The organism is Brevibacillus brevis (genome assembly GCF_900637055.1).
Lineage (GTDB): Bacteria > Bacillota > Bacilli > Brevibacillales > Brevibacillaceae > Brevibacillus > Brevibacillus brevis.
Map to the genome: position 1 here is coordinate 4,339,452 of NZ_LR134338.1, position 17,872 is coordinate 4,357,323.

General features: G+C 48.2%; 14 protein-coding genes. 7 read left to right on the forward strand and 7 right to left on the reverse strand.

The window, feature by feature from the left end; all coding sequences use genetic code 11:
- Window positions 1-7 precede the first annotated feature (7 nt).
- The 5 genes from pepV to gmd form a co-directional block, all read right to left on the reverse strand.
- The gene (gene pepV, locus EL268_RS20890; protein ID WP_106655807.1) at window positions 8-1,441 is read right to left on the reverse strand and encodes a dipeptidase PepV; all 1,434 of its coding nucleotides are present in this window, start codon (window positions 1,439-1,441) and stop codon (window positions 8-10) included.
- Window positions 1,438-3,513: a sigma-54 interaction domain-containing protein gene (locus tag EL268_RS20895; protein WP_106655806.1), complete on the reverse strand. Its 2,076-nt coding sequence runs from the start codon at window positions 3,511-3,513 to the stop codon at window positions 1,438-1,440. The genes pepV and EL268_RS20895 overlap by 4 nt, the downstream gene beginning before the upstream one ends.
- Window positions 3,514-3,588: 75 nt before the next feature.
- Complete coding sequence (locus tag EL268_RS20900) at window positions 3,589-5,259, reverse strand: peptide ABC transporter substrate-binding protein (RefSeq protein ID WP_106655805.1); 1,671 nt, start codon at window positions 5,257-5,259, stop codon at window positions 3,589-3,591.
- 80 nt (window positions 5,260-5,339) lie between these two features.
- The gene (locus tag EL268_RS20905) at window positions 5,340-6,365 is read right to left on the reverse strand and encodes an asparaginase (protein WP_106655804.1); all 1,026 of its coding nucleotides are present in this window, start codon (window positions 6,363-6,365) and stop codon (window positions 5,340-5,342) included.
- A gap of 279 nt (window positions 6,366-6,644) precedes the next feature.
- Window positions 6,645-7,613 (reverse strand): GDP-mannose 4,6-dehydratase, encoded by a 969-nt coding sequence (gmd, locus tag EL268_RS20910; protein WP_106655803.1) that lies wholly within the window; start codon window positions 7,611-7,613, stop codon window positions 6,645-6,647.
- A gap of 209 nt (window positions 7,614-7,822) precedes the next feature.
- On the opposite strand from gmd, the gene EL268_RS20915 reads away from it, so the two are divergent.
- Window positions 7,823-8,644 carry a glycosyltransferase family 2 protein gene (locus tag EL268_RS20915; protein ID WP_232029974.1) on the forward strand — a complete coding sequence of 274 codons (822 nt, stop codon included), beginning with the start codon at window positions 7,823-7,825 and terminating at the stop codon, window positions 8,642-8,644.
- Here EL268_RS20915 and glf read toward each other — a convergent pair whose 3' ends face one another.
- Entirely contained in the window at window positions 8,645-9,766 is a 1,122-nt protein-coding gene (glf, locus tag EL268_RS20920) for a UDP-galactopyranose mutase (protein WP_106655802.1), read from the reverse strand.
- A gap of 106 nt (window positions 9,767-9,872) precedes the next feature.
- On the opposite strand from glf, the gene EL268_RS20925 reads away from it, so the two are divergent.
- Entirely contained in the window at window positions 9,873-11,609 is a 1,737-nt protein-coding gene (locus tag EL268_RS20925) for a phospho-sugar mutase (protein ID WP_106655801.1), read from the forward strand.
- A 6-nt stretch (window positions 11,610-11,615) separates the two neighbouring features.
- Here EL268_RS20925 and EL268_RS20930 read toward each other — a convergent pair whose 3' ends face one another.
- Window positions 11,616-12,323 carry a hypothetical protein gene (locus EL268_RS20930; RefSeq protein ID WP_106655800.1) on the reverse strand — a complete coding sequence of 236 codons (708 nt, stop codon included), beginning with the start codon at window positions 12,321-12,323 and terminating at the stop codon, window positions 11,616-11,618.
- 229 nt (window positions 12,324-12,552) lie between these two features.
- Between EL268_RS20930 and EL268_RS20935 the strand changes: the two genes are divergently transcribed.
- The 5 genes from EL268_RS20935 (at window position 12,553) to EL268_RS20955 (ending at window position 17,865) form a co-directional block, all read left to right on the forward strand.
- Window positions 12,553-13,422, forward strand: a complete 870-nt coding sequence (locus tag EL268_RS20935) for a hypothetical protein (protein ID WP_232029976.1) — start codon at window positions 12,553-12,555, stop codon at window positions 13,420-13,422.
- A gap of 125 nt (window positions 13,423-13,547) precedes the next feature.
- Window positions 13,548-14,516 carry a GDP-mannose 4,6-dehydratase gene (locus EL268_RS20940; RefSeq protein ID WP_106655798.1) on the forward strand — a complete coding sequence of 323 codons (969 nt, stop codon included), beginning with the start codon at window positions 13,548-13,550 and terminating at the stop codon, window positions 14,514-14,516.
- 23 nt (window positions 14,517-14,539) lie between these two features.
- Window positions 14,540-15,775 carry a glycosyltransferase family 2 protein gene (locus EL268_RS20945; RefSeq protein ID WP_106655797.1) on the forward strand — a complete coding sequence of 412 codons (1,236 nt, stop codon included), beginning with the start codon at window positions 14,540-14,542 and terminating at the stop codon, window positions 15,773-15,775.
- 30 nt (window positions 15,776-15,805) lie between these two features.
- Window positions 15,806-16,762, forward strand: a complete 957-nt coding sequence (locus EL268_RS20950; protein WP_106655796.1) for a GDP-L-fucose synthase family protein — start codon at window positions 15,806-15,808, stop codon at window positions 16,760-16,762.
- The gene (locus tag EL268_RS20955; RefSeq protein WP_106655795.1) at window positions 16,759-17,865 is read left to right on the forward strand and encodes a glycosyltransferase family 4 protein; all 1,107 of its coding nucleotides are present in this window, start codon (window positions 16,759-16,761) and stop codon (window positions 17,863-17,865) included. The genes EL268_RS20950 and EL268_RS20955 overlap by 4 nt, the downstream gene beginning before the upstream one ends.
- Window positions 17,866-17,872 lie beyond the last annotated feature (7 nt).

Sequence of the window (17,872 nt, forward strand, 5' to 3'; positions counted from 1 at the left end):
TCCTCGTTTACTTAGCCAGCTCGTAAATGGCATGCGCATATATCGCCATGGCACGCAGCAGGTCGTCAATCTCGGCATATTCATCTGCCAGATGGGCCATGGATTCCTTGCCTGGAAAGAGCGGGCCGAAAGCAACACCATACGGCATGATTTTGGCGTAGGTAGCTCCTCCTGAAGAAAGAAGGGTCGCTGGATCTCCCGTGTGCTCCTCATACACCCGCGACAAAGTTTGGATCACAGGGTGATCTTTGGGTACATAATGCGACTTGGATGTCCGCAAAGCGGAAATCGTCCAGCCCAGCTCTACTGTCCTTTGCTTCAATTTCTCAACGTATTCTTCACAAGAAACGGTAGCCGGATAGCGAATATTGAGCCGAACTGTCCCCCCTTCGCTGGAATCGTAACGCAAAATCCCCGCGTTGACCGTCAGCTTGCCTGACACTTCATCCTCGCAAGCCATGTGTAGATGGTGACCAAAATAGTCTTCATGCAGGACATCAGACAACATCGCAAGGAAGGACGAGCAGGAGCCACCAAACGAGTATGGGCGCAAAAAAGTGGCCAACAAGGTTCCCGCATTCACACCTTGGAATGGCGCCATCCCATGAGCTGGCTTTCCTGCGAGCGTGAATTGCAATTGCCCCAGCCCTACCAGTTCCATACGACCAGTTGTGTGATTTTCATTCAGAAACATTTCCCACTCTTCTGCCAATCGAGAAAGGACGACCTCCTGCCGTGCCTGAGAGTCCAGTCTTACAAGAGCGACTGCTTTTTCGGGAACACTGTTGCCTTGATCACCGGAAACAAAAGACGCCAGTTGCCATGCTCCGTTTTGCTCGGGCGGCTCCATGGCTGGAATCGTCAATGTCGGGTTGATCTGTCCCTTCTCGGCATATGTCATTGGAAAGGAGGAATCCGGTGAAAACCCAATCGGCGGGATGCAATCATGCCGGGCAAAATGCTTCATGCACAGCCAGCCGCTCTCTTCATCCGTTCCGATGATCATTCGCACACGTTTTTTCAGTGGCAAGCCTGAATCCTTGACCAGCTTCAGCGCATAGTACGCAGCCATGGCAGGTCCTTTGTCGTCAATGGCTCCCCGCGCATAGATGCGACCGTCGCGAATGCTCGGTTCAAAAGGCGGAGTCGTCCAACCTTCTCCCACAGTGACGACATCGATATGAACGAGGACACCGACCTCTTCCTCCCCGTCGCCAAGCTCGATTGTCCCTGCGTAGCCATCCAGGTTTTTGGTCTGGAAGCCATCCAGCTCACCGCGTGCGAGCATGGCTTCAAGCGCTGCGGCAACACCTTCGCCAAATGGCTTTCCTTCTTTTGCCGTCGTCATGTCTTCGATGCTGTTAATGGAAAGAAAGGATTTCAAATCATCCAGGTACTGCTCTCTTTGCAGAAGCGCTTGCTGCCTCCAGTAATCGCTCATATGCGTTCCCCTGCTTTCATCCGATGTAGATAGGCAAGAAACGATTCACCTTTCGAGGAAATCTGACTTCCTTGTCTTCCTTTTCCCACTTGAATCAGCTCATCCTGCTGCAAAAGCTTCAGGCGATAGCGCAGCTGTTGCAAGGTAACCGAGTGGCCTCTGTCTTGCAACTGCGCAAGTAGCGTATAGCGTCCACCGCCACCTTGCCCCAGCTCCTGCAAAATAGCCGTGATTTCATCCAGAAATCCTCGTTTTTTATATTCGGTAATGATGATTTCACATTCGTTGTTCAGGCTATCTACGGGCAACGGCGCTTCCGGTATTTCCCGCAGAAACGGCAAATGATATGGATACGCTTCATCCTCCACGACGTGTGCTAAATACTCGATCACATTTTCGAGCTCGCGAATATTTCCAGGCCAGTCGTACTCATGGAGCGCCCGCATCGCTTCATTGGTCAACGTAAACGGCGGGCGGCGCAAATCATAGGAATATTTCTTTATAAATTGATGAGTCAACCACGGGATGTCCTCCCGTCTGTTTCGCAGCGGCGGCAAATGAATCGGCAGGATATTCAGGCGATAATACAAATCAGCACGGAAGGCCCCTTCCGCAATCATCCGCTGCAAGTCTTGATTCGTTGCTGCGATGACGCGAATATCTGTCGGGATGATCTTGCTGCCGCCTACGCGCATAATCTGGCGTTCTTGCAATACACGCAGCAGTCGGTTTTGAATAGCCGTGCTGGCATCTCCGATCTCATCAAGAAAAATGGTCCCTTTGTGGGCCAATTCGAACCAGCCCATATGGCCACCTTTACGAGCTCCGGTAAAAGCCCCTTCTTCATAGCCGAACAGCTCGCTTTCCAAAAGAGATTCCGATATGGCAGCGAAGTTGACCCCGACAAACGGCTCTCTTCTGCGTGGCGAAGCATTGTGGATAGCCTGGGCGAGCAATTCCTTCCCTGTCCCTGTTTCTCCCAACAACAGCACAGTGGAGTTGCTTCTTGCGATTTTGCGGGCAATCTGAATCACTTTTTGTACAGGCGCACTCTCCCCATAGAAATCATCAAATTGGTATTTGGCTACCAATCCTTTGCTGTAAAGGCGCATGCGATAATCATGCTCCAGCTTTTCAATTTCTGCCGCCTGGCGAAACAAGAGCAGACTCCCGAGAAAGCTCCCTTCCATGACGATGTGCATTTTGCGGAAAAAGTAGGTTTTGTTCGCCCAATCTACCAAAACATCCTTGTTCTCTTCACACTGCCGGATCAACTGATAAAAATTCGACGGCAAGCAATTGGCCGCCCGCTCACCGACGACTTCATTCCCTTCCATCTGCAACGTATCGATTGCTTTCTGATTGACAAAACGGATGTTTTCTTTTTCATCCATGGCAATCACCGCATCCTCGATCCGATTGACGATGGCCTCCAAATATTTGCTCAACAGATGCGCATGCTGAATCTCGTTGTTCAGCTCTTTGGTGATATCGACCAACGATTGCATGGCGCGTGCGGTCACCTTTTGGAAATTGCCGTTTTTAAAATGAGAATAGATGGCAAGCCACGTAGATAAATCGATGATCCGATACCCGATATCGACAACTTTTCGAATATGCGGGGGGACATGCTCTGCCTCTCCTGGCGTTACCGCAATCTCGATGTCAGGCGGATAGTCAGCACCTGGATAATAGGGATACAGTTCAAAATCCATCCCAGAGGCACGCAGCAATTCCACATTTTCTTCAGCAGTCTCCTTGGTGTCACTGACGAGAAGCACTTTCACGCCTTTCGGGATTTCCAGCATGCCGCGCAAATTATGATACGGCAGCATTCGCTTGGCAATGATGATACTGGATTCTTTCGGCACATACGGTTGTACAAGTGGGACGATGCTTTTGGTGGATACAATGACGAGAGCACCGGGCGTGATCGGGCGTAGCGGAAGCTGGTCGACTCGCATCGCCTCGACATGGATATCATCGCCGATTCCCAATTCATGATATTGACTAACGACAGACTGTAGAAACTCATCCATTCTCGCAATAAATATGATCGATTTTTTGTCCATATCAGCCGCTCCAAGATGTAGGGTGAAGACAAGAACGTTACGAATATTCGCTCTTGTCTTCGCTTATTTTACTTATTACTTATTGCCGATTTCTACCCATTTGTAGTCAATCGTGCCGACTGGATGGCGAATGATGCCTTTTATGTTTGGCTGCTCCATAAATACTTTTGTCCCGAAATAAATAGGTACGAGTGGCATATCATCCATGAATATTTTCTCGGCGTCATGCATGAGCTTGAAGCGCTCTGGCTCGTCGGCAGTGTTGCGAATCTTCTCGACCAGTGCGTCATACTCTTTGTTGCTGTAGTTGACACGGTTTCCAGGATGGTCAGTCACGAACAGCTCAAGGTAATTGACCGGGTCTCCATAGTCGGCAGGGATCGTCGAGCGGGAGAATTGAAGAGTGCGGGCACGCTGTTCTGCGAGGAATACTTTCCACTCTTTGTTTTCCAGCTTCACGTCTACCCCGAGATTTTTCTTGTACATTTCCTGCAAAACTTGCGCGATGGCCTTGTGCGCATCACTGGTGTTATACGTCATGGTGACAGGCGGGAGGGTTGTCCAGCCTTCTTCTTCCATCCCTTTTTTCAGCAGTGCTTTTGCTTGCTCTACATCGTTATCCTGGAAGAAATCCCCGCCCTTTGTGCGGAAATCCGCTCCATCTGGCTCCGGGAAGCCCAACGGCACGTGAGCCATGGCAGGCGTCTGTTTCCCTTGCACCACATTGTCGATCAAAGTCTTGCGATCGATAGCCAGCGCAAATGCTTTCCGAATGTTGGCGTTGGTGAATGGAGGCATTGTGGTGTTCATCCGGTAGTAGTAGATGGAAGCTTCCGTTTCTACCTTTGCTTCTCCAGAATCGATCAACTGTTTCTTCATATCGTTTGGAACGGTCTGGATCATGTCGAGCTGACCTGTTTTGTACATTTGGAATTGCGTATTTTCATCGTTGACCATGACAAATTCGATTCCCGCATATTTGATCGAGTCACGGTCCCAGTAGCCTTCGTTTTTCACCAGTTTTACTGATTGGTCATGAACCCAATCCTCCATTTTGAACGGTCCATTCGTCACGATGCTTGCCGCGCCTTCCGCCCATTTCGGATTGCTCTCCACGACTTTTTTATTCACCGGGAAGAAGGTCGGCTGCGTCAGGATGTGGAGGAAGTAACCTGTTGGCGCCTTCAGCTTTACCTCAAACGTCTTCTCGTCTACGGCTTTTACCTTCACGCCGTCTGCATTTCCTGTTCCTTTGTTGAACGCTTCAGCTCCATCGATGTAATAAGCGAGGAAAGCAGACGGGAATGCATTGTTCGGATCGACAATGCGCTTAAACGCAAACTCGAAATCCTGGGCTGTCACTGGTTCGCCATTCGACCATTTGCTTTCGCGCAGTGTAAAGGTATACGTTTTCCCATCTTCACTCACTGCCCATTTCTCGGCCATGGCTGCTTGCGGCTTGTGATCCTTGTCCAGTCGAACCAAGCCTTCCATTGTGGCATTCAACACTTCGTTGGAAGTACTGTCAAAGCCCTTTGGCGGATCGAGCGAAGGTGGTTCTGTCTTCAGGTTGAGCTTGAGTTTTGCAGCAACATTTGCTTGTCCACCTGTATCTGTGGACGCTTGACCTGCTGTACCTCCTCCTGCTGGCTGTGTCGGCGTTGCCGACTGACTACAACCTGTAATGGCAAGGACAGTGACAAGTGCAGCGGTACTAAGCAGCTTCCATCCTTTTCGCATGTTCATTGCATGTGACCCCCTTTTCTTTTTAAACAACGTTTAGTCTTTGTTGCTTTATGAATAAACGGCACTGCTGGGAATGCCATTTATACACGTAAAGAAAAATCTGTCTTGGCGAGACGAAAGGAAGTCTCGATCCGTCCAACAACGTTGCCACTCATGTTTGTAATGGGCGGGTTAGTATATTCGGCGAGTCTTTCCAAAGGACCATCCATGCCGATTCCCAGTTGACGAAGCACTTCATTGACGACCGGATTGATCGCCCGCGGTCCTCCATCCTCGATTTTGATGGCAATGCCCAATCCTGTTTCTCGATCGCCCAGGCAATACACCGACTCGGCGCCTGCCTTCCCTACAATACGACCGCCAAAGGCTGACATGAGGTCTGTGCAATATCGATTCTCGCCTCCGACCATTTCGGGATGAGCGGTCATGGCATCCGTAATTCGCTGAACGGCTTTACGTCGCTCTGGATTCTCGATCACCTCAGGTCTCGCCAGCTTGGCGAATGCCCACGCGTAATGGGCGAGCGGCAATTGATGGACGGGAACCCCACATCCATCTGTCCCGAGCTTGATTTTGTCTTTGGGGTAGCCTGTTATGTCCTCGACTACTTCGAGAATTCGCTGTTGAACCGGATGCTCTGGCAAATGATAGGTAGTTACTTCCTCGCCCATATGTGTCGCGGTGGCGATCATGCCGGAGTGCTTACCGGAGCAATTCGAGAAGACAGGCGTAAGCGGCTTTCCCTCCCGAATCAGCTGTTTGTAGCTCTCCTCGTGACGCGGCACATGTGTCCCGCATTGCAATGCCGCTTCTGGCTGACCTGCTCGCGCAAGCATAGAGAGGGCCCGTGTGCGATGGCGTGGCTCCCCACTATGAGAAGCGCAACAGAGCGAGAGATCAGCCGGCTCAAAACCATACCGATCTGCCGTCCCCGTCTCGATTACCGGAATCGTCTGCAACGGCTTCATACTGGAGCGTGCATAGGTAAGGCGATTGGGATCACCGTACGAATAGAGCAATGTCCCCTGCGAATCAACGACTGCGATATGTCCAAGATGAGAGCTCTCTACCTGTTCTCCCCGATATACGTTGGCAACGACGTTCATAGCAAGTCTCCTTTGAGTGTGAATAGTAGAATGTTTGTACTTTTCTACAGTAAGCAATTAGCGTGCCAACGCAAATGAATGACAGTTAATATTGAATTTTCTGCTATTTTATCCATGAGTAACGAGACAAAAATAGCGAACAACACGATAAATAAGTTAGCCTATAAATAACAATAGGTTGTCCTTTTAGATAATCAGGCTACCTTTATGATCAATAAAAAGAAAAACACCCCTTTTTATGCCGCAATCGGAAATAGGGTGTCCTGATTATACTTTCTCTTATTGTTTGGCAACGCGCTGCATATCCGCGTCGACCATCATGTGAATGAGATCTTCCAGCTTCGTTTTCGGTGTCCATCCGAGTTCTCTTTTCGCTTTTTCCGGATTGCCCAATAAAATGTCCACTTCTGCTGGTCGATACAATTCCGGGTCGATCACGACGTAATCTTGGTAGTTCAATCCGACATAATCAAAGGCGATTTTGCACATCTCTTCCACCGTCGAAGTTTTTCCTGTCGCAATGACATAGTCATCCGGCTTATCCTGCTGGAGCATCAGCCACATCGCTTCCACGAAATCGCCGGCAAAGCCCCAATCCCGCTTCGCCTGAATATTCCCCAGCCGCAGTTCTTTTTGCTTGTTCGCGGCTATTCTTGCGACTGCATGCGTTACTTTCCTTGTAACGAATTCCAGCCCACGCAAAGGTGATTCATGATTGAATAAAATGCCGTTGGTGCTAAACATCTGAAAGCTTTCCCGATAGTTTTTGGTCATCCAGTAGCCAAACAGCTTGGAGACTGCATATGGGCTTCTTGGATAAAAAGGCGTTTGCTCCGATTGCTGTGGCTCCTGGATTAATCCGTACAGCTCACTTGATGAAGCCTGATACATTTTGATGGCAGGATCCGTTTCCCGAATCGCCTCCAGAACATGCAGGACACCCATTCCGGTTACTTGCGCGGTTAAAATAGGCTGCTCCCAAGACGAACCGACAAAACTTTGCGCACCTAAATGATATACTTCCTCTGGTTTACATGCCTTCAGCGCCCGCGTCAACGACGACACATCCAATAGATCACCGTCCTTGTACTCGACGTGATCGGCGATGTTCAAATACTCTAGCCGCCACCTGTCTACCGTACTACGACGTGGTACCAGTCCTACAACATGGTACCCCTTCTCAAGCAAAAATTTTGCCAGGTAGGCGCCGTCCTGACCTGTGATTCCTGTGAGGAAAGCTGTTTTCATCCGCTTCTACTCCCCTTCTTCAGGCTGTGCCGTAATGTTCATTCCGGTAGTTCCCAAGTTCCCTTGAGCATCTCTTAAGCTTATGCCGGACCATGTTCATACGTTCAGTTATCAGGGTGAGGGTCAAGAATAGAAGTCCGTAATAAACTAATGAAAGCAAACGGTTGTCATTGCTCAAAGAGGAGGTAGCAGGTGCCAGATGTTTTAAAATGACCAAAAGAGGTGTTTCGACCGTCATGTCGCTCATTACTGTCGTGATTCCAACCTATAATCGGGAGAAGTATCTCCCCACAGCCATCGAAAGTGTGTTGAACCAAACGCACAAGGAATGGAAGCTGCTCATTGTAGATGACGCCTCTACTGATCACACACGTGCCATCGTAGAAAAGTACCTCGATGATCCCCGCATTCACTACGTGCTTCTGCCTGAAAATTCAGGGATCGGCAAAACAATGGCTGCTGCTCTGGAACGAATTGACACGCCCTACTTTGTCTCACTTGATTCGGATGACTGGTTCGACGAAAAGACCTTGGAAATTTTGTTGGATGAAATGGAACGCCAGCCCGAAACCACAAACGTCGTGTTCTCCAACACTGTTTTTTGGAAGGAAGTGGGTGACACGCGAGAATTGTCCGAAATCATGCGGCCTCCGCTCTATGAAGATAAGTATTATTACTTGGAAGCTCCGATGGTTTGGCCTCGTTTTTATCGGACACAAGCGGTTCGTGATGTCGGTGGATTTGAATGTGACGATCCGATGCAGGGAAGGTTTTCTCATGACAAGTACATGTTATTAAAATTGATCGGAACTGGTGATATTCACTGGGTCGATGCGAACCTCTATCATTATTTGATTCACGAGAGCAACAATTCCCACACAAAAAACTGGCCGCAATGGACAAAAGCAAGAAAGTACATCCTTACGAAAATCTTGAAACTGTGGGGCGACGAATACGAGCCTGTTTTTGTGTACACACCCGAGGGATGGATCTATGTGAACGAGCTCATTCCGAAAGAAAAGCCTTCCTAACTATTCTGCGACAATCTGCTTAAACAAGGTCAATGCCCGCGCCACAGCTTGATCCATGTTGTAGTATTGATAGTCCGCGAGTCTCCCGGCAAAAAGCACCTGATCGCGTATTTGCTCCGCCTCTTGTTTGTAGAGGTTGTACCGTTGGCTGTTTTCCTTGCGAGGAATCGGATAATACGGCTCGTTTTCGCCAGGTGAATACGGCTGTGGATATACGTAGGAAATCGTTGTGTGAGGAGCGACTTGACCCGTGAGATGCTTTTGTTCGAGGATTCTGGTGAAATCATACTCATTGGGATAATTGACAGTCCCCACTTCCTGATACCGTGCTTTTTGATGCGTTTCAAAATGAAAGCGCAGGCTTCGATACGGCAACTGTCCATGCTTATAGCCAAAAAAGGAATCGATCGGGCCTGTGTAAATCATTCGTTTATACCTGATTTCATCCGCGATTTCTTGATAGTCCGTATTGAGGAGCACCTTTATATTCGGATGGTCGAGCATGCGATGAAACATTGCCGTAAAGCCATGAAACGGAATTCCTTGATACGTGTCCTGAAAATACCGATTGTCCCTGCTGACATACACAGGAACCCTTGCGGAAACAGACGGATCCAGCTCCTCCGGCTTCAAATCCCAGTGCTTGATCGTGTACCGATAAAATACTTTTTGATAAATGAATTCAGCCAAAAAACCAAGCTCTTCATTTGCACTTTCCCGAAGCTTCAGAATCGGAATCTTCGCCCCGAATCCATATTGACGGATCAGTAAGCTCTCCAGTTTTTGGGCATATTGCGGGGAAAACAAAGCGGACAATGCATTTAGATTGAAAGGCAACGGTATTTTTATGCCATCGACATAGGCCCGTACCTCATGGAAGTACGGCCGCCACTGGGTAAAACGCGACAAATAGTCCCAAACCAGCTTGGAATTCGTATGAAAGGTGTGCGATCCGTATTTGTGAATCAGTATCCCCTGCTCATCATAGCAATCATAGGCATTTCCTCCGATATGATTACGCCTCTCTACCACCAACACTTTCTGATCAAGCCCATTGGCAATCCGCTCTGCCAGTGTAGCACCCGTAAATCCAGCTCCGACAATCAGCCAATCCACCTTCATGTTAGACTCACATCCTCCAGTCTTAATGACATCCACTCACTCCCTCATCATTTCATTAATACCCTAGTAAATGATGTCGTACTCTACACGCGGGAGTGAACTCTACATGAATGCAAACTGGCACGCACACTACACTCGCTGGAACGAGTGCAAATCCCTCGATCCAGCGCTTCGTCAGCAGTTAACCGCCATGCACGCTGATGAAAAGCAGCTTGCGGATTGCTTCTCCGCTCCGATTGCATTTGGAACCGGAGGCATGCGCGGGGTCATGGAGCCGGGAATAAACCGCATCAATCTCTACACGATTCGCAAAGCAAGCGCAGGGCTGGCTCTTTATTTGCTCGAAACATACCCGGATCTGGCCGTCAAAAAAGTCGTCATCGCCTATGATTCACGGAAACACTCGCAGTTGTTTGCCAAGGAAGCCGCCAAAGTCCTCGGTCAGTACGGGATTACTACATGTATATTCAATCAGCTGACTCCTACCCCTCTGCTTTCCTTTGCTGTACGCCATTTTTGCGCGTGTGCTGGCATTGTCATTACAGCAAGCCACAATCCTCCCGAATACAACGGCTACAAAGTTTATGGCGCAGACGGGGGGCAAATTACGCTCGCGACAGCCGAACGACTGATGGAACATATCGTTGCAGCCGGAAATGAACTCGAAATTACCCCAGCCGATGAGCAAGAGCTGTGCAAGAATGGACTTCTCCACTACATTGACGATTCTCTCTTGCATGCGTATTTGGAAAAAGTAAAGCAATTGCGCGTCCATCCAGACTTCTCTCCTGCGATCCGGGAGCAAGTGAAGATCGTCTTTACTCCCCTGCACGGTACGACGCATGACTCTATCACACGCGGATTGAAATGGTTCGGGTATACACAAGTGAGTGTCGTTGAAGAGCAAGCTGTGCCCGATCCTAACTTTTCGACTGTAGCCTCGCCTAATCCCGAAGAGCCTGAAGCCTTTCGATTAGCGATTTCATACGCCAAAAAGGTGGATGCCGACTTGATCATGGGGACGGACCCTGATGGAGATCGACTAGGTGTGCTCGTCAAAAATCAGGCAGGAGACTACATCGTCTTGACAGGGAATCAACTGGGAGCCTTGCTTCTTCACTACCTGCTGAATACCAAACAAAAAAAGGGGGAACTCCCCTCTAACGGCATTGTATTGAAAACAATCGTCACGTCCGAAATGGGCAGAGCCATCGCGGCAGACTTCGGTGTATCGACTGAAGACACTTTGACAGGCTTCAAATATATTGGCGAAAAAATCGAAGCCTACGAAAAGAGTGGAGCGTACGTCTTCCAATTTGGTTATGAAGAAAGCTATGGATACTTAATCGGCGATTTTGTCCGGGATAAGGATGCCGTACAAACTGCTTTGTTGCTTGCTGACATGTGCGCGTATTACAAAGCAGAGCACAAAAGCCTGGATGACACATTGAATGACTTATTCAACCGTTACGGTCATTATGCGGAAGAACTGATTTCTTTCACGTGCAAAGGAGCAGATGGCATGCAAAAAATATCGGCAACGATGTCTTCCTTGCGCAATCAGCCACCTTCCCATATCGCCTCCCACCCCATCATAGCCATCGAAGATTATGCCAGCAGAATCCGAACAGATTGTCAAACACGTACATCCACACCGCTCACCTTGCCTGCCTCGGATACGATCAAATACTTTTTCCACGACCAGTCTTGGTTTTGTGTCAGACCGTCAGGCACAGAGCCCAAAATCAAAATCTATTTCGGAGTGAATGGAACGAGTAAGCAGGATAGCCAAGAAAAACTTTTCACCTTGAAACAAGCTGTCTTGCAGCTACTCGGACTCTAGTATGGACTAGATTTCCAAATAGGGTCCGGATTGACGGGGATGCCCCCCCTCGACTGCTCCGTAACGAGGAGGATGATACGCTTCTTCTGGTGTTCGTTCAGGAAAACCGGATTGGAGAAGCAAGTCACGTCTTACAAAAAAAGCATTAACACCCTTTGAATCTGTCCCCACCAAGGCATATCCCAAGCTGTTCCCCAAAATGGTCAAGGAACTCAAGCTGGCACCAAAGTAGGTCGTGCCACCCCATTTAAAATCCGGCTGATACACGATCACCATTTTTTGTGGAGGGGGAAAAGACGCATTGTACTCAATGACGACAAGGCGCGGGGTGTAAGCAGAAAGAGCTTGCCATACCCAGTAATCATTGCCGTCGATGTCGATGGAGAGCAGATCAAACTCCTTTGGGACACCATTTTCTTCGAGTAACCGAGCAATATTTTCTTTCGTGGTCAACTCATGCTTGATTTTGAGCTGGGGATAGGCAGCATAGTCGGCAGACATTTTGTAGCAACAGTTCAGGTCGCCTTCCATAGCCAATCCGCTCCATCCATGCTGCGTAACGAGATTTTTTATCATGCATTCCGATCCATCCCCAACTCCGAATTCTACACAATAGCGATTCGTGGTTCCGATTCTCGAAAATATTTCTTCAATGATACCGTCTTCCCCATTTTGGGAATACACTCGCCTTTCATATCGGTTTAACACATCCATTCTTTCCATGCCTCCATTCACAATGACCGTTTTTATGTATCTTATTTTTCATTTTGTGGATATGATTGGTCATTCAATGAACAGGCAGCAAAAAACAGGCTATTCGCATGCATCTCATACAAAATGTTCCCCGTAAGAGGCGCCTGCCGTTTCAAGGCCCTCCTCGGGACATATATTAGGATAAAGTTTACCACTAGGAGCCTATCAGGCATTTTGAAAGACAGAGGAGATGTGTATCGTGAGTTTGCCGATCGTGTTTATTCACAGAGATGATGAGGAGCATGTTGGGCTTTGCATGCAACAGGCCAAAACCAGCAACCCTTCTTCTCGTGTCATTTTGATTGGGAGTCCTGACAACAAGCATCTTTGTGGCAATAACATAGAGCATCACCTATTGAGTAAGTACAATCAAAGTGCCCAAACCTTCTCTATTCATTACAAGCACTCCTCGAATGTGGACACCTACGCTTACAATCTGTTCTGCTTTTTGCGCTGGTTCATTCTGCGTGATTTTATGAGGAGTCAAGGTATCGAGCGCTGTTGGTATTTCGACTCGGACGTGATGCTCTACACCGATATTAGCCAATTGGACGCCGCAGACCTCACCAATTTTGAGATTGAGTACACGTGGACAACGCCCTGCGAATTGAGCATGCTCGATCAATTATGCGACTACATGACCAAATTTTTCCGCGAGCATCTTCACTACCAAACCCTGCTTGCCTATGCGAAAGAAAACGGAGATGTACCCGTGTCAGATATGGTGCTGTTTGTCTTTTTTCACAATTACGCCCTTCGTCGCAGTGCTACGTATGGCATGATCGCAGGTGGTTTTTTTGACCATAATCTGAACTGTCCGTTTCCTCCCTTCACCGCGCAAATCCACAGTCTGGATAATAAAAAGCAAATTTATCAAAAGAATGGTGTTCTTTATGGCAAATTCATAGATAAGGAGGACTACCTCAAGGTTCATACTCTGCATTTTCAAGGACATGCAAAAGCATATATCCCCTACTTTCGCTCACAGAATATCCCGAACACAGATGATTATATGTATTTCGACTATCCGACCTGCAAATGGGTGCGCGCCGAGCCCTGATCCCAATAAAATTCCCTTTGGAAACGAGCTGTGCGCCGTGCCATTTTTCACGTTTTTCCATATTCATAATATGTTAAGCTGTTCATCCTTCGCTACGAGCATCATGGACAGGGGGGATTCGACTCATGAAGGCATTGATTACCGGAGTAACGGGATTTGCCGGCGGTCACTTGGCTGAATATCTACTGTCGCGGGGAGATGTGGATGTTTACGGCACATTCCGGTCCCTTGCCAAAAAGGAGCAGCTGGGGCACCTGATGGACCGCGTGCATATGGAAAACTGTGAATTAAAAGACCCCCAATCTGTAAATGAACTCATCCAGAAAATAAAGCCTGATCTCATTTTTCACCTGGCTGCACAAAGCTTCGTCCCCACCTCAGTGCTCTCGCCTGCAGATACGATGGTGAACAATATTGTGCCACAGTTAAATTTGTTCGAGGCGGTACGCAACCATGCTGTTCCGTGCAAGATTCAAATCGCTTGCTCCAGTGAGGAATACGGTTTGGTTTATCCGGAGGAAATCCCCATTAAGGAGACCAATCCCCTCCGTCCTCTCAATCCATACGCGGTCAGTAAAATTGCCCAGGATTATCTCGGTTATCAGTATCATCACAGTTACGGTTTGGCGATCATCCGTACCCGTACATTTCACCATACGGGTCCGAGAAGAGGCGAAAGCTATGTGACCTCTAATTTTGCCAAACAAATTGCCCAAATTGAGCTCGGTCTGCAAGAGCCAAAAGTACACGTTGGAAATCTCGAAGCGATTCGAGACTTCACGGATGTTCGGGATATTGTGAAAGCGTACTGGTTGGCCATTACGCGAGGCGAACCAGGTGATGTATACAATATATCCGCAGGTACCCGTTATACCATCGAAGACATGTTAAAGACGCTGCTGGCCTTGACTGATGTGCAGGTAGAAATACACGTAGACACCAATCGGTTGCGCCCCTCAGATGTAGACATCGTATTGGGTGACTCTTCGCTGTTTCGAGAAAAAACGGGATGGGAGCCCGAGATCTCTTTCCAGCAAACGATGGAAGATTTATTAAATTACTGGCGCTCTGTGCTGCGTCGAGTGGATGATTAGAAAAAATCAGGAGGGAACTCTTTATGTCCATGCAATCCCTTCCTCTCGTAAGTGTCATCACCCCTTCGTACAATCAGGCAAAATTTATCAAACGAACGATCGATAGTGTACTGACACAAGACTATCCCCATATTGAGCATATTGTAGTCGATGGCGCTTCAACTGACGGTACGCAGAGTATTTTGCAGCAATACAGCCATCTGGCAGACCGCTTCCGCTACGTTTCCGAACCAGATCGCGGCCAATCCCATGCTATCAATAAAGGATTGCAAATGGCACGTGGCGAGATTATCGGATGGCTCAATTCAGATGATACGTATTTTCCCGGTGCCGTTCGAAAGGCCGTGGCAGCCTTGCAGCAGCATCCGGATTGGGGCGTGGTTTACGGAAAAGGGCTCCACATTGATGAGAATGACAAAGTAAAGTATCCGTACATTTGGATGGAGTTTGACAGAAAAAAATTGTTTCATCTCAACCTCATTTGCCAACCCGCTGCTTTCCTGCGCAAGCATGCTTTTGAAGCAGTAGGCGGTGTAAATGAGGAGCACGACTGGTGCATGGATTATGATCTCTGGAACCGGATTTCTCTGCATTATCCGATTGGAACGATACCGGAATTCTTGGCCAACTCCCGCTTGTACGATGCATGCAAAACGTTTGTCTATGAATTGGAGCCAGGGTTTTCCGAAATTTTGAAGACAAGCGTGAAGCATCACGGCACCATCTCGAATGAATGGCTCCACCACTATACGCAGAAGCACTACAATCAAGGGGCATTTTGGTTTCTCCACAAGCTGAAAGCTTATCATGCATTCGGACCTTCTCCCCAAATCATTAGATCCAACCGCTACTCGGACGCATGGGCACCCCAAAACCTGCGAATGACCATCGGAGCCAGACATGGACCGATGCACGCTCTGCTTCTCAAGGGAAGCAACCATAATACTGCCCCTTTGCTGCACTTCCATGTCATGAGGAATGGGAGACTCGTACACAAATTCCAAGTTACCCAAACGCGTTTTCAAGTGGAGATTCCCATTACTTCAGAGGGCCAGCAATGTGAAGTAAGTATTTTTTGCAGCCAGCAAGTCCTTCAAGACCATCCTGGTAGTCCGGGAGTCAAGAGATCTGTCAGTTACCATCTGGAGGATATCCTTCCTCTTTCGTATGAAGAATACCAATTTTATCAGGAATTTTCCAAAGGCAAGGCCCATATCGAAAAATGGGTAAATCGCAGAGTCCCATCCCCTCGAATTTGAATGCGGACGAGAAAGGCAGGTTGACACAATTTGAATCTGGCGAAAAAACGGATTGTGGTTACGGGTGGTGCAGGATTTCTAGGAAGCCACGTCGTTCTTCAATTGCGCAAGCTGGACTGTACGGACATCTTCATCCCTAGAAGCCATGAATACGATCTTCGCAAAGAACATGATGTGAACAAGATGTTGCAAGATTTCCGGCCCGATATCCTTCTTCACTTGGCTGCCGTCGTCGGCGGGATTGGCGCGAATCAAAAAAATCCTGGAAAATACTTTTACGATAATTTGATGATGGGCACTCAGCTCATGGAGCAATCCCGCTTGTTTGGCGTCGAAAAATTTGTCGCCATCGGAACCATTTGCTCCTATCCCAAGCATGCACCCGTACCATTTCGTGAAGAAGATATATGGAATGGCTACCCTGAAGAAACGAATGCTCCGTATGGCTTAGCAAAAAAAATGATGTTAGTCCAATCCCAAGCTTATCGTGAGCAATACGGGTTCAATTCCATTTATTTGCTTCCGGTCAATTTGTACGGTCCCGGTGACAACTTCGATTTGGAAACATCACACGTCATCCCTGCTATCATCCGAAAATGTGTGGACGCTATTCGCAATGACGAGAAGAAGATCGTGCTCTGGGGAACAGGCAGCGTCACACGCGAGTTCATTTATGTCGAGGATGCCGCACAGGCAATTATTGCTGCAACCATGAACTATGATCAATCTGAACCAGTCAATATCGGTTCTGGTCACGAAATCTCCATCAAAAATTTAGCCGAACTCATCAGGCAACTAAGCGGCTTTCATGGTGAATTTGAATGGGACGAAACGAAGCCTGACGGGCAACCGCGCCGCCTATTAGATGTGACCAAGGCAAAAGAGCTGTTTGGCTTCGAGGCGCAAACATCCTTACTGGCTGGCTTGGAGAAAACGATCGCTTGGTATATGGCACATCCTCACGCGCAAGGGAGGATCCCTACATGAGAGTCGGAATAAACCTGATGTCAGTAATTCCTGGCAAAATCGGCGGGATGGAACAGTATGTCAGAAACTTGCTGGCTTACTCGATGAATGCTGGGGACGGCCATCAGTGGTTTCTTTTTTTATCGTCACACAATTTCCATACCTTTGAGGCGCAAAAAAATGTCCGTAAATTCATGGTCCCCGACCGCGGAAATGCACACGCAATGCTTCATTTCTGGATCAGCTCCCTGCAGTTGAATTTGTGGTTTTGTCCGCTGCTTGTATTGAATCCTCCCGATGTCACAATTCCATCTGTCATCAACATTCCTGATATCCAGCACGAATATTACCCGGAGTTTTTCGATGCTCACTCCTTGCGATGGCGGCTGGACAACTACAAATCGTCTGCACAGCGTTGCAGCGCCGTACTGACTCTCTCGGAGTTTTCCAAACAAACGATCCTCCAAAAATTCGGGCTTCCCCCGCATAAAGTCCATGCGATCCACCTGGATGCTTCGCGGGAATTTTCCTTGCCGCATAACGAGGCACTCAACCAACAGGTTCTGCAAAAGTATAAGCTGCCCAGTGAATACGGCTTTTTCCCCGCGAATACATGGCATCATAAAAATCACCTGAATGTATTCAAAGCACTCGTGACTTTGCGGGATAAACACAATATACGAATTCCCATGGTTTTCACAGGTTTTGCTCAAGAAGCACATCAAAACGTCATGAATTACATCACGAATAACCAGCTGTGGAACCAAATCAAATGGCTCCATTACGTACCACAGGAAGAAATGCCTTACCTGTATCGGAATGCTCAGTTCCTTTGCTTCCCTTCCCTTTTCGAAGGCTTTGGCATTCCGCTGGTAGAGGCAATGAAGTCCAACATTCCGATTGTTTGCTCTAATGCAGGGAGCATTCCTGAGGTGGTGGGTGACGCTGCTCTCACCTTCGACCCGAATATTTCCGATGATATCGCGGTGAAGCTCGCCCATCTTTATTTGACACCTGAGGCAAGAGCAGACCTGGTTGCCAAAGGCATCCAACAAGCAAAGCATTTTTCGTGGGAGAAATGCGCGCGCGAAACATTGGCTGTCTTTTCTTCCGTCGCACGCTAATGTCTTC

Excerpts from the sequence above, each read along its gene's own strand:
- EL268_RS20945 (WP_106655797.1), top strand. The coding sequence starts at position 14,540 with ATGTCCATGCAATCCCTTCCTCTCGTAAGTGTCATCACCCCTTCGTAC.
- EL268_RS20915 (WP_232029974.1), top strand. The coding sequence starts at position 7,823 with ATGACCAAAAGAGGTGTTTCGACCGTCATGTCGCTCATTACTGTCGTG.
- EL268_RS20900 (WP_106655805.1), bottom strand. The coding sequence starts at position 5,259 with ATGAACATGCGAAAAGGATGGAAGCTGCTTAGTACCGCTGCACTTGTC.
- EL268_RS20940 (WP_106655798.1), top strand. The coding sequence starts at position 13,548 with ATGAAGGCATTGATTACCGGAGTAACGGGATTTGCCGGCGGTCACTTG.
- pepV (WP_106655807.1), bottom strand. The coding sequence starts at position 1,441 with ATGAGCGATTACTGGAGGCAGCAAGCGCTTCTGCAAAGAGAGCAGTAC.
- EL268_RS20955 (WP_106655795.1), top strand. The coding sequence starts at position 16,759 with ATGAGAGTCGGAATAAACCTGATGTCAGTAATTCCTGGCAAAATCGGC.
- glf (WP_106655802.1), bottom strand. The coding sequence starts at position 9,766 with ATGAAGGTGGATTGGCTGATTGTCGGAGCTGGATTTACGGGTGCTACA.
- EL268_RS20935 (WP_232029976.1), top strand. The coding sequence starts at position 12,553 with ATGTGTATCGTGAGTTTGCCGATCGTGTTTATTCACAGAGATGATGAG.
- EL268_RS20930 (WP_106655800.1), bottom strand. The coding sequence starts at position 12,323 with ATGGATGTGTTAAACCGATATGAAAGGCGAGTGTATTCCCAAAATGGG.
- EL268_RS20925 (WP_106655801.1), top strand. The coding sequence starts at position 9,873 with ATGAATGCAAACTGGCACGCACACTACACTCGCTGGAACGAGTGCAAA.
- gmd (WP_106655803.1), bottom strand. The coding sequence starts at position 7,613 with ATGAAAACAGCTTTCCTCACAGGAATCACAGGTCAGGACGGCGCCTAC.
- EL268_RS20905 (WP_106655804.1), bottom strand. The coding sequence starts at position 6,365 with ATGAACGTCGTTGCCAACGTATATCGGGGAGAACAGGTAGAGAGCTCT.
- EL268_RS20895 (WP_106655806.1), bottom strand. The coding sequence starts at position 3,513 with ATGGACAAAAAATCGATCATATTTATTGCGAGAATGGATGAGTTTCTA.